The organism is Kitasatospora sp. MBT63, assembly GCF_000710465.2.
Taxonomy (GTDB): Bacteria; Actinomycetota; Actinomycetes; order Streptomycetales; family Streptomycetaceae; genus Kitasatospora.
In genome coordinates, this window is sequence record NZ_JAIZ01000071.1 from 3,126 (window position 1) to 15,521 (window position 12,396).

Consider the following 12,396-nt stretch of genomic DNA (forward strand, 5'->3'; position numbering starts at 1 on the left):
GCACCCGCTCTCGATCGCCGGCCCACACCCCGCGAGCGAGCCAAAGGGCGCGCCGACGCCGAAAGCGAGAAGGGCCAAGGCCCCGACGGAGGAGGGGCCGCAGTGCCCGCCGAGTGTCGGCGTCGGATCGAGAGCGCCCGGCGGCGAGCCGAGCCCTAATCAAGGGTGTTGGGCAGCCCGCCGGCGGTGCGGCAGTAGCCGGCGATCTCCTTGTTGGTGATCTTCGCGCAGAGCCGGCCGGCCGCGCCGGCGTCGGTGTAGTTGACGGTGTAGTAGCTGACCAGGCCCTGGGCGCAGGCCTGCCGCTGCCAGGCGTCGGCGGCGGTGGCGCACTGGTTGGCGGCCCAGTCCTCGCGGTCCAGGTTGTACTTCATGGTGCGGGAGCCGACGCCGCGGCTGCAGTCGTTGGCGCCGCCGCTGGCCTTGGCGTTCAGGCACCACTTGAGGGCGTCCGCGAAGGCCTCGGGGTGGTTGGCGTAGTCGTGCGAGCTGAGGTAGAAGGTCGGCGCGTAGAAGAAGCAGGCCGACTGGAACAGGGCGGGCTGTTCCGGGCAGGGGTAGAGGGGTTCCTTGGCGAGCTGGTCGGCCGGGAGGTTGGCCTTGGCCTTCTCGTCCTCCTCGTCGGGGGCGAAGAGCTGCATGAAGACGCCCTCGGAGCAGGTGATCCGGCGGGTGTCGGTGGGGAACTTGTTGCACAGCGCGCGGGCGGCCGGGATGTCCTGCTTGGTGACGAACATGATGCCGTGGCCGATGCCGTGGATGCAGGGGCCGGTGTTCTTGGGCGCGCAGAGGGTGAGGATGTCCTGCTCGGGGGTCTTGGAGTTGGCCAGCATCTCCTCGACGGCGCCGTGCAGGTAGCCGGCCGCGCAGGTCTCGTGCGGGAAGGAGATGACCTTCTGGAAGTCCTGCTGGTAGCGCAGCACCGCCGCGTGGCCGAGCTCGTGCGCGATCGGGTGGCAGAACCGCACGGTGTACGGCTTGTCCTTGCTGATCTTGTCGAGGTCGGCCAGGGCCACGCCGGGGTCGGTGGCCTCCATCTCGGCCATCAGCTTGTTGCGCAGCGTGCTGCGGGTCCAGACCGCCGGGTCGCCGGTGGGGGCCGCGGACGCGGGCGGCGCGCCCGCGCCGGTGGCCGGGTTGCCGCCCGCCTGGGCGGGGCCGGCGACCGAGGCCACCGGCAGGGCCGAGGGGTTCCAGTCGGTGAGCGCCACCGCGCCGAGCCCGAGCGCGCCGAGCAGGACGGCGGTGATGATCGCGAATACTCGCGGGTGCATGGCAGGGTCCCCCGGTGGTCGGACGCGGACGGCGGGCGCTCCCATCCTGGCCGCCCCGGGCCGAGAACCGCGGCTGCTGGGCGGCCATTCGGGATGGTTTCGGCCCAACGGCCCAACGGCCGTCCGGGTCGGCGCGGTCCCGTCCCCCGGTACCCCGCGCACACCGTCTCACAACATCAGCGCCACATGGTACTTCCTCAGCCAGGCGTCGAGGTCGAGGGCCAGTTCGGTGCCCTGCCGGTTGGCCTGCGGGTCGGTTCCGGGCCGCAGGGCGTCGGTGACCGCCTTCGGGTCGAGCAGGCCGAACACGGGTGCGCCGGCGTCGTCGGACAGGGCGGCGAGGCCCTGCCTGAGGGCGAGCGGGTAGCGGGGGTCCTGGGTGGCCGGGTACGGGCTCTTGACCCGGTCGGCCACCGCCGCCGGCAGCAGGTCGCGGACGGCGGCCCGCAGCAGGCTCTTCTCCCGTCCGTCGAAGGTCTTCATCGACCAGGGCGCGTTGAAGACGTACTCGACCAGGCGGTGGTCGCAGAACGGCACCCGGACCTCCAGGCCGCTGGCCATCGACAGCCGGTCCTTGCGGTCCAGCAGCAGCCGGACGAAGCGGGTCAGGTGCAGGTACGAGATCTCCCGCATCCGGCGCTCGGTCCGGTCGGCGCCGGGCAGGTGCTCGACCTCGGCGAGGGCCTGCCGGTAGCCGTCGGCCCGGTAGGTGGCCAGGTCGAGGGCCTTCAGCAGGTCGGGGGAGAGCAGTGCGGTGGGGCCGAGGCTGCCGGAGCCGTTCAGGACGTCGAGCGCGGCGATCCAGGGGAAGGCGGGGGCGGCGACCACCTCGGGGACGTGGAACCACTGGTAGCCGCCGAAGAGCTCGTCGGCGGACTCTCCGGACAGCGCGACCGTGGAGTGCTCCCGGATGGCGCGGAACAGCAGCAGCAGGGAGGTGTTCACGTCGCCGAAGCCGATCGGGAAGTCCCACGCGCGCAGCGTCTCGGACCTGGTGCGTTCGGCGGTCAGGGCGGCGCTGTCCAGCTCCACCACCCGGTGGTCGGCGCCCACGTGGTCGGCGACCATCCGGGCGTACGGGCCGTCGGGGGTGGCGCGCAGCGGTTCGGCCCGGAAGTTCTCGCTCTGGCCGGTGTAGTCGACGGCGAAGGAGCGGACCGGTCCGGCGCCGGACTCCCGCAGGGCGGCGGCGGCCAGCGCGGTGACGGCGCTGGAGTCGAGGCCGCCGGAGAGCAGCGAGCACAGCGGGACGTCCGCGATCAGCTGGCGGCGGACGATGTCGGTGAGCAGCTCGCGGACGGTCGCGATGGTGGTGGGCAGGTCGTCGGTGTGCTCGTGGGCCTCCAGGGACCAGTACCGGCGGGTGGTCAGGCCCTCGCGGCGGACGTGCACCACGTGGCCGGGCAGGACCTCCCGCATGCCGCGGTAGACGGCGTGGCCGGGGGTCTTGGTGAAGGCGACCAGTTCGCGCAGGCCGTCCAGGTCGACCTCGGGCCGGACCTGGGGGTGGGCGAGCAGTGCCTTGAGCTCGGAGCCGAACAGGACGCCGTCGGGGGTGCGGTGGAAGTACAGCGGTTTGACGCCCATCCGGTCGCGGACCAGCAGCAGTTCCTCGGCGCGGGGGTCCCACAGGGCGAAGGCGTACATGCCGTTCAGCCGTTCGGCGCAGTGCTCGCCCCACTGGAGGTAGGCGCGCAGCACCACCTCGGTGTCGCTGCGGGTGCGGAAGCGGTGGCCGGCGCCCTCGAGTTCGGCGCGCAGCTCGCGGTGGTTGTACACCTCGCCGCTGTAGGTCAGGACGGCGAGGGTGCGGCCGTCCTGCTCGGCGGTCATCGGCTGGGTGCCGCCCTCGATGTCGATCACCGCGAGCCTGCGGTGGCCGAGCGCGGCGTGCGGCGTCAGGTGGACCCCGCCGGCGTCCGGGCCCCGGCAGGCCATGGTCGCGGTCATCGCGTCCAGGACGGCGCGGGCCGTGGTGTCGGTGGTCAGGTCACGGTCGAAGGCCACCCAGCCGGTGATCCCGCACATATCAGCACATCCCCTGACGGTAATTTGATGTGTACGGAAAGTGACGTTACGCCGGGTGGGTGAACAGATCAATGGGGTGTGCAGCTGCTGAATGTCTGAAGATCTGCCCGATTTCGGGCAGGATTCTTGGTGAACGCCGGATCGGCGCCTAGGCTCCCTACTCGTGTCCGCCTCGCCCCACCCCCATGAAGACCTCCTCGCGCACCTCACCCGGATCACCCCGCTGGGGCCCGGCGAGGCCGCCAGGGTGGTCGCGGAGGTGCTGGCCTACTTCTCCGAACCCGTCGAGGAGTACGTCCGCCGCCGCCACGGGGAGCTGCAGGCGCGCGGGCTGACCAACGACCAGATCTTCACCCGGGTCGGCGCCGAACTCGCCGTCCGCCGGGTCGCGGCACCCGAGCTGTCCGCCCGGCAGCTGCGCCGCATCGTCTACGGCTGAGCCCTCCGGCCGGTCCCGCCCGTCCCACCCGTCCCACTGCATCCGAGCATCGACGCAGTCGAGCAGAACCCTAGGAGCCCGAAATGTGCGGAATTGTGGCCTACATCGGCCCGAAGGACGCCACCGCCTTCCTGCTGGAGGGCCTGCAGCGGCTGGAGTACCGCGGCTACGACTCGGCCGGTGTCGCGGTCGCCGCCAAGAACGGGCTCAAGGTCTGCAAGGTCAAGGGCCGGGTCGCCGACCTCGCCGCCGCCGTACCCGCCCGCTTCAAGGGCACCACCGGCATCGGCCACACCCGCTGGGCCACCCACGGCGTGCCCAGCGACGCCAACGCGCACCCGCACACCGACGTCAGCGAGCGGATCGCCGTCGTCCACAACGGCATCATCGAGAACGCCGACCAGCTGCGCGCCCTGCTCGCCGCCGACGGCGTGGTCTTCACCTCCGAGACCGACACCGAGGTGCTCGCCCACCTGGTCGCCGCGCACAGCGGCGAGGGCGTCGAGCTGGAGGACGCGGTGCGCGCCGCGCTCGGCCAGATCGTCGGCACCTACGGCATCGCCGTGCTCGACGCCCGGCAGCCCGACCGGATCGTGGTCGCCCGCAACGGCAGCCCGATCGTGCTCGGCCTCGGCGAGAAGGAGATGTTCGTCGCCTCCGACGTCGCCGCGCTGGTCCGCTACACCCGCCAGGTCGTCCACCTGGAGGACGGCGAGCTCGCCACCGTCCGCGCCGACGGCTTCCGCACCTTCACCGAGGACGCCCGCACCGTCACCCGCCAGCCGTCCACCGTGGACTGGGAGGTCGCCTCCTACGACACCGCCGGCTACCAGCACTACCTGCTCAAGGAGATCCACGAGCAGCCCGCCGCCGTCGAGCGCACCCTCAGCGGCCGCCTCGACGAGCGCTTCGCCACCGCCCACCTCGGCGGCCTCAACCTGGACGCCCGCGAGCTGCGCGAGATCCGCCGGGTCAAGATCCTCGGCTGCGGCTCCGCCTACTACGCCGGTGAGATGGGCGCCCAGCTGATCGAGGAGCTGGCCCGGATCCCCGCCCACAGCGAGCCCGCCTCCGAGTTCCGCTACCGCAACCCGGTGATCGAGGCCGACACCCTGTACGTCGCGGTCAGCCAGTCCGGCGAGACCTACGACACGCTCGCCGCCGTCCAGGAGATCAAGCGCAAGGGCGGCCGCGTCCTCGGCGTCGTCAACACCGTCGGCAGCGCCATCGCCCGCGAGTGCGACGGCGGCATCTACCTGCACGCCGGTCCGGAGATCTCGGTCGCCTCCACCAAGGCGTTCACCTCCACCGTGATCGCCTTCGCGCTGCTGGCCCTGCACTTCGGCCGGATCCACGACCTCTCCCCGGCCGACGGCCGGCGCATCGTCGCCGGGCTCAAGGCCCTCCCGGACCACATCCGGGAGATCCTCAAGCAGGAGGAGCAGATCGCCGAGCTGGCCGCCGCGTACGCCGACAACGCCGGGATGATGTTCATCGGCCGCACCCGCGGCTACCCGGTCGCCCGGGAAGGCGCACAGAAGCTCAAGGAGATCTCCTACGTCCACGCCGAGGCGTACCCCGCCAGCGAGCTCAAGCACGGCCCGCTCGCGCTGATCAGCCCCGAGCTGCCCACCGTCGCCCTGGTGCCCGACGACGAGCTGCTGGACAAGAACCTCACCACCCTCGGCGAGATCAAGGCCCGCTCCGGCCGGATCCTCGCCATCGCCCACCGCACCCCCGAGGCCAAGCTGATCGACCACTGCCTGGTGGTGCCCAAGAGCGAGCCCGAGCTCGACCCGCTGCTGCTCAACATCCCGCTCCAGCTGCTCGCCTACTACGCGGCGCTGGCGCTCGGCCGGGACGTCGACAAGCCGCGCAACCTGGCCAAGAGCGTCACCGTCGAGTAGTCCGCGCCGTTGTGCCCCGGTGCTCGCCGTCACGGGCTGACGGCGAGCACCAGGTACGCGGCCAGGATCGCCAGGTGGACGCCGCCCTGCAGCGGTGTCGCCCGCCGGGGGATGACGGTCAGGGTGCCGACGGCGACGGTCAGCGCGAGCAGCACCATGTGGGTGGCCCCGAGGCCCAGCAGCAGCGGGCCGGACAGCCAGGCGGAGGCGACCGCGACGGCCGGGATGGTCAGGCCGATGCTGGCCAGGGCCGAGCCGAGCGCCAGGTTGAGGCTGGTCTGCACCTGGCCGCGGGAGGCGGCCCGTACCGCGGCGATGGTCTCCGGGAGCAGCACCAGCAGGGCGATCACCACCCCGACCACGGCGGCCGGCAGGCCCGCGGCCGCCACCCCCCGTTCGATGGTGGGGGAGACGCCCTTGGCGAGGCCGACCACCGAGGTCAGCGCGACCGCGAGCAGGGCCGCCGCGGCGAGGGTGGTGCGCTGCGTAGGGCGGTCGCCGTGGTCGTCCGGGTCGAGCAGGTCGCCGGCCGGGGTGACCGGCAGGAAGTACTCGCGGTGGCGGACCGTCAGGGTGGCGACGAACAGGCCGTACAGCACGATCGAGGCGCTCGCCGCGTAGACCAGCTGGGTCGGGTTGAACTGCGGGCCCGGGGTGCTGGTGGTGAAGGTCGGCAGCACCAGGCTCATGGTGGCCAGGGTCGCGATGGTGGCGAAGGCGGCGCCGGTGCCCTCGGAGTTGAAGACCGCGACCCGGTGCTTGAGCGCGCCGACCAGGATGCACAGCCCGAGGATCCCGTTGCAGGTGATCATCACGGCGGCGAAGACGGTGTCCCGGGCGAGCCCCGCGCTCTTGTCGCCGCCGTCGGCCATCAGCGTGACGATCAGGGCGACCTCGATCACGGTCACCGCGACGGCCAGCACCAGCGACCCGAACGGCTCACCGACCCGGTGCGCGATCACCTCGGCGTGGTGGACCGCCGCGAGCACCGCCCCGGCCAGGAAACAGGCCACCACCGCCACCACCGGGCCCGGCAGCGAACGCTTCCAGGTCAGCAGCAGCAGGACGAGGGCCAGCACCGGCACCACGGTGGTCCACTGCGCGGCGAGCGGGCGGATCCGAGTGATCATGCCGTCGAGCTTGGCAGACCGGCGCGCCCCGGCCGGGAAGTGACACCCGCCTGAGCGGCGGCGCCGGACGGACGCACCGTCAGCCGGAGCCCGGGGCCCGCGAGGGGAGACCGAAGCGCACCGGAACGCCCGGCGAGTACAGCACGCTGCACGGCTCGCCGCCGACCCCGGGCAGACCGGCCGCCGCGATCAGGTCCTCGTCCAGGCCGAGCAGCCGGGCCCGGTGCAGCGGCCAGCGCGGATGGACGTTCGGCAGGTACAGCGGGCGGCCCGCGAACGAGCTGTGCAGCCCCCAGCGGGCGGTCAGGAAGTGCTCCAGCGCGCTCGGCTCCGCCAGCTCGGGCCCGACCTCGACGGTGATCCGGCTGCGCGCCCCCCGCGGCCCCGGCCAGCGCCGCGAACTGGTGTACGTGACCGTGTCGCCCTCGTGCCGGACCGCCATCCGTGCCCACACGTACGGCAGCCGGAAGCCGGCCCTCGCCGCCAGCACCGGGACCAGCCGGGACGCCTCCAGCGAACGGAACACCACCCCGCGCCGCCCGTGCCGGTCCACCGAGTACAGCCGGACGTTGGTCTCCGGGAAGCTCCCCAGGTACGGCAGCCCGGGCAGGCCGAACCAGCCGATCCGGTGCATCCGGAACGCGACCAGCCCGACGTGGCTCACCCCGTCCACGGTGTCCGGCCGGGCCCCGGCCGGCAGCAGCGGGGCGACCCGCTCCGGCTCCACCTCCCAGTGCAGGAAGGTCAGATCGAGCCAGGACTGGGTGAGCAGCGTGGCGCCGACCGCGCGCGGCGGCCCGGGCGTGACGGGCTCCGGAGGAGCGGGCTGGATGGCCACGGCCGCGATCCTACGCCCGGCTGCGCCGCCCCGGCCGGCCCGGGCCCGGCGGGAACGGCCGGTGCCGCCCCGCCCGGGCGGGAGCGGCCGTCATCGGCGCAGCCGGGCGTTGAGCCGGGCGGCCTGCCGGGTCAGGTGGTCGCGCTCGGCGAGGTCGGGTGCGTGATGGGCCGCCTCCGCGTACAGCCGTGCCGCGGTCGCCAGGTCGCCGTCGCGCTCGTGCAGGTACGCCGCCACCGCGGTGTGGCGGGGCAGCGTGTCGTCCAGCGCCGCGAGCGCCCTGAGGCCCGCGCGCGGGCCGTCCGCCTCCCCGACGGCCACCGCCCGGTTCAGCCGGACGACGGGGCTGCCGGTCAGCCGGACGAGTTCGTCGTACCACTCGACGATCTGCACCCAGTCGGTCTCCTCGGCGGTCGGCGCGTCCGCGTGCAGGGCCGCGATGGCTGCCTGGGCCTGGAACTCGCCCAGCCGGTCGCGTGCGAGCGCCGCCTGCAGGACGGCGATGCCCTCGCCGATCGCCCGGGTGTCCCATCGGCCGCGGTCCTGCTCGGCGAGCGGCACCAGAGCGCCGTCCGGCGCGGTCCGGGCGGCCCGCCGGGCGTGGTGGAGCAGCATCAGCGCGAGCAGTCCCGCCACCTCGGGGTGGTCGATCGCGTCCGCCAGCTGCCGGGTGAGCCGGACGGCCTCGGCGGCGAGGTCGACGTCGCCCGAGTAGCCCTCGTTGAAGACCAGGTAGAGGACGCGCAGCACGGTGGCGACGTCGCCCGGCCGGTCGAACCGCACGCCGGCCACCGTGCGCTTGGCCCGGCTGATCCGCTGCGCCATGGTCGCCTCGGGCACCAGGTAGGCGCGGGCGATCTGGCGTGTGGTCAGCCCGCCGACGGCGCGCAGTGTGAGCGCGACCGCCGACGACGGGGTCAGTGACGGGTGGGCGCACAGGAAGTAGAGCCGGAGCGTGTCGTCCAGGGCGGGCGCCGGCCCGGGCGGCGGCTCCTCGTCGAGGCGGTCCTCCCGGCGGCGGCGGGCGGTGTCCGCCCGCGTCGCGTCGAGGAACCGGCGCCAGGCGACGGTGACCAGCCAGCCCTTCGGGTCCCGCGGGGGGTCGTCGGGCCAGACCCGGACGGCCTCGAGCAGGGCGTCCTGGACGGCGTCCTCGGCCGCCGCGAAATCGGCTCCGCGGCGGACGAGGATGCCGAGGACGCCCGGCGTGAGGCCGCGCAGCAGTGCCTCGTCCATCGACGGGGTCAGTCCGTGATGGTGGGCGGCGCGGCCAGGAACGGGCGCAGCTCGAGCCACTCGTGGATCGGCTCGCCGCCCGCGCCCGGGGCGGCCGACAGCTCCCCGGCCAGCTCGACGGCGCGTTCGTGGCTGTCCACGTCGATCACCATCCAGCCGGCGATGAGGTCCTTGGTCTCGGCGAACGGGCCGTCGGTCACCGGCGGGCGGCCCTCGCCGTCGTAGCGGACCCAGGTGCCCTCGGGCGCGAGTCCCTGGGCGTCGACGAACTCGCCGCTCTTCTCGAGGCGGGCCGCGAAGTCGTGCATGTACTGGACGTGCGCCGAGATCTCCTGCGGGGTCCACCGGTCCATCGGGACGTCGTTGGCCGGGGCCGGGGCGCCGCGGTAGTGCTTGAGCAGCAGGTACTTGGCCATGGTGTCTCTCCTCGGTGCTGATGCGACCCATTGTGGTCGCGTTCACCACTGGGACGGAGCCGGTCCCGGGTTCTCGACACACCCGCCGGAATTTTCTCGGCCGGGATGCCGCAGCCTTCGCCGGGATGCCGGAGCGTGCCACCGACCGGCCCGCCGGGGTGGCCGGGGGCGGCGGGTCAGTCGGTGACGAGCTGCAGGAACGGCGCGAAGGCCGGGTGTTCCCGGCCGTCCAGGTCGACGGCGAGCCCGGGGCGGCCGGACGGCTGCCACAGCGCCAGCGAGAGCGGGCCCGGGACGCCCGCGACGGCCGCGGTCACGTCCAGGCCGATCCAGTCGGCGGTGGTGGAGATCGCGCCGCTGCCGAGCGCCGGGCCGAGGGCCGGGGAGCGGTTCCAGGTGACGGCCGTCTCCGTCCAGCCGCCGGAGGCCGCGAAGCACTGCAGCGCGGTCTGCGTCCCGTCGGTGTCCGCGACCGCGCCGTGCACCCAGAGCACCGCCCGCCGCACCTCGCCCGCGAGGGCCGGCACGTCGAAGCCGAACAGCGCCCGCCGGTCGAAGCCGCTGCCGGGGGTGCCGGTGCTCTTCACGGTCAGGGTGGTGGCGGTGCCGTAGTTGCTGTCGCCGTACGGGCCGTCCCGCAGGTACGCGTCCCGCGCCGCGGGGACCAGCGCCACCCGGGCCGGCGGTGCGGCGGAGCCGGCCGTGCGCAGCGTGACGGTCCGGGAGGCACCCTGCGCGCCGCCGGTCTCGACCAGCAGGGTCACGGCCTCGCCGAGCCCGAGCACGCTCACCCCCGGCCCCGGCTCGGCGCTGCGCCAGCCGGACCGGGCGACGGTGACGTGGACGGTGGCGGCGGTCCTGGACGGGTCGCAGACGGTCACCGTCAGCGTCCCGTCCCGCTCCCGCAGCAGCACCGAGGACGGCGCCGACACGGTGATCGGACCGGCCGTCCCGGCGGCGAAGAAGTTGGCCGCCGTCACGCCCGAGGTGGAATCCGAAACGGCCTGCACCGAGGCCGAGTTGGCGAGCACGGTGACGGTCGGCGCGGCCGACCGGGCGGCCGCCGCGGCGGCGTCCGCGCCCGGCATCAGCTGGTAGTGGTAGCCCGCCCCGGCCGGGTCGGTGCCGTGGTCGATCCACAGCGTCAGATAGTGCCGGGTGAGCGGATCGGTGGCGCCGCCGCCGTTGATGTCGTGCCAGCTGCCGGTCCGGGCCTCGCGCAGCGCGTCCACCGCGGCGCCGTCCGGGAACAGGTAGGCGCCGGCCCCGGCCAGCGCCATCCAGCGCGCCGCCGGGAAGCGGTCACCGCGCCCGGGCGTGCCGGGCTGCGCCACGCCGTCCACGGTCAGCGCGGGGGTCCCGGCGGCGCCGAGATTGCGGTTGTCGACCACGGTCCGCACCGCGGCCCCGTCGGCGCAGGAGATCCCGGCCCCCAGGCAGACCACCGCATCGTCCAGCAGGAACCACGACGCGCGGCCGCGCAGGGTGGAGGACAGCCCGCGCAGGTCCTGCCCGACGGCCGCGTACGTGCCGTCGCAGGCGCCGCCCGCCCACAGCGAGTCGGGCCGGGCCTCGCCCCAGGCCCCGCCCTCGGCGTCCGCCAGGCGCTTGGCGGAGACGGTGGTGCCGGGCAGCCGGTACGGGTCCACGGTGGGCCAGAAGGCGTCCGAGTACTGGCCGTTGCCGAAGGAGGAACCCCACCAGGAGAGCATCCCGCTGTTGCTGTGCCAGCCGCGCAGGTGCTCGCCGTTCCCGGTCTCGTAGAACGAGGTACGGGCCGAGCACAGGCTCAGCGAGGCCGCCCAGCCGGCCCGGCGGACCACCGCGCGGTCCATCCCGAACACCACCGCCCCGGCCGGCTCCGGCGAGCCGGTCATCGACCGGTCGGCCAACAGGCGCTCGGCCCGGGCGAGTTCGGGCACGTCGACATAGCCGTCGGCCAGGTACGGACGGTACCCGTCCCGGGCGATCCAGCCCTTCACCATCGCCCGCCAGCCGGCCGACTGTCCGGCCGGGGCCGCGCCCGAGTCCGCGAGGCGCAGGATGTGGCTCATCAGCGCGTGCCCACGGGTGTGGTCGTCCTGCTGGAGGTGGCGCTGGTCCGAGCTCTGCGAGCCCCGGCTGACCGCCCGCCCGGCGACCGCGTCCATGGCCAGCCCGTTGAACACGAACGGCGCGTACGCGCGGGTCACCGCGTCGAAGACGTTCTGCCGCAGCGGGTCCGTCACCTCCCAGGGCGAACCCGCCAGCAGCCCCAGCAGCCTGCTCAGCCCGCCCAGCAGCACCTCGCCGTACGAGCCGGTGTACGGCACCGAGGTGTGCTGCACGAACGAACCGTCCGCGTACAGGCCGTCCCCGGCCAGCACGTACGGGAAGACCGGCGACAGCGCGGCGGAGGCGGTGGCGAGCTTGGCCGCACTGCGGCCCAGCACACCGCGCACGGCCAGTACCCGGCACAGGTCGACCCGGTTGGCGCCGGTGCTGGTCTCCGCGTAGACGGCCACCTTGTCGTCCGGGACGGACCGGTCGACGGCGGCGCAGTAGGCGGCGACCTGCTCGGCCGTCAGGCGGTCGTGGAGCAGGACCACGGTGTCGAGCAGGGCCTGCGGGGCGCCGATCTGCCAGTCCCACCAGTTCCCGTACGCGGTCGCGGTGGGGGTGAAGGCGTGGGTGTGCAGGTGGTCGAGGCCGGTGGCCACGGCGGCGGCGAGCGCCGGGTCGCCGGTGTGCCCGGTGCCGGGCTGCGCCCAGGCCAGCGCCAGGGTGCGGAGCCGGACGTAGCCGGCGGTGATGTTGGCGGAGGCGGTGCCGAGCGGGAGGTCGGGCCAGAGCGTGCCGGCGGCCGGTGCCATGGTGTCCAGCGCGGCGGCGGCCCGGGTGCCGAGGGCGGTGAGGGTCCGGTCGTAGGGCGCGGCGGTGGCGTCGAAACCGGTGCCGGTGAGCAGCTCGCGCCAGCGCTGCCGCAGCGTGTCGTAGGGGTCGCCGGGGTTGTCGGCGGCCGCGTCGGTGGTGCCCTCGGTGCCGGGATCGAAGGCGCGGGCGGCCGCCCAGGACCCGGTCAGGGCCACCGCGGCGGTGCCCCCGGCCCGCAGCAGCCGGCGACGGGTCAGCGCGGGCGCGGCGCCGGG

9 protein-coding genes are annotated in these 12,396 nt (G+C 74.2%); 2 read left to right on the forward strand and 7 right to left on the reverse strand.

Going from position 1 to position 12,396, the window contains the following annotated elements:
* Positions 1-155 precede the first annotated feature (155 nt).
* Positions 156-1,274 (reverse strand): hypothetical protein, encoded by a 1,119-nt coding sequence (locus tag AA75_RS04970; RefSeq protein WP_033818513.1) that lies wholly within the window; start codon positions 1,272-1,274, stop codon positions 156-158.
* A gap of 168 nt (positions 1,275-1,442) precedes the next feature.
* Complete coding sequence (gene asnB, locus AA75_RS04975) at positions 1,443-3,302, reverse strand: asparagine synthase (glutamine-hydrolyzing) (RefSeq protein WP_033818514.1); 1,860 nt, start codon at positions 3,300-3,302, stop codon at positions 1,443-1,445.
* Positions 3,303-3,465: 163 nt separating this feature from the next.
* On the opposite strand from asnB, the gene AA75_RS04980 reads away from it, so the two are divergent.
* Together AA75_RS04980 and glmS are read left to right on the forward strand one after the other, a co-directional pair.
* Positions 3,466-3,741 (forward strand): hypothetical protein, encoded by a 276-nt coding sequence (locus AA75_RS04980; protein ID WP_033818515.1) that lies wholly within the window; start codon positions 3,466-3,468, stop codon positions 3,739-3,741.
* Positions 3,742-3,824: 83 nt separating this feature from the next.
* Positions 3,825-5,648, forward strand: coding sequence for a glutamine--fructose-6-phosphate transaminase (isomerizing) (gene glmS, locus AA75_RS04985; RefSeq protein ID WP_033818516.1), 1,824 nt, complete (start codon positions 3,825-3,827; stop codon positions 5,646-5,648).
* A gap of 29 nt (positions 5,649-5,677) precedes the next feature.
* On the opposite strand, the gene AA75_RS04990 is transcribed toward glmS, so the two are convergent.
* The 5 genes from AA75_RS04990 to AA75_RS05010 form a co-directional block, all read right to left on the reverse strand.
* Positions 5,678-6,778, reverse strand: coding sequence for a calcium:proton antiporter (locus AA75_RS04990; protein WP_033818517.1), 1,101 nt, complete (start codon positions 6,776-6,778; stop codon positions 5,678-5,680).
* 79 nt (positions 6,779-6,857) lie between these two features.
* Positions 6,858-7,616, reverse strand: coding sequence for a YqjF family protein (locus AA75_RS04995; protein WP_149037951.1), 759 nt, complete (start codon positions 7,614-7,616; stop codon positions 6,858-6,860).
* 90 nt (positions 7,617-7,706) lie between these two features.
* Positions 7,707-8,852, reverse strand: a complete 1,146-nt coding sequence (locus tag AA75_RS05000; protein ID WP_033818519.1) for an RNA polymerase sigma factor — start codon at positions 8,850-8,852, stop codon at positions 7,707-7,709.
* A gap of 8 nt (positions 8,853-8,860) precedes the next feature.
* Entirely contained in the window at positions 8,861-9,268 is a 408-nt protein-coding gene (locus AA75_RS05005; protein ID WP_033818520.1) for a YciI family protein, read from the reverse strand.
* Positions 9,269-9,444: 176 nt separating this feature from the next.
* Positions 9,445-12,396: polysaccharide lyase family 8 super-sandwich domain-containing protein (locus AA75_RS05010; RefSeq protein ID WP_063794278.1), on the reverse strand; the 2,952-nt coding region annotated here is incomplete at its 5' end.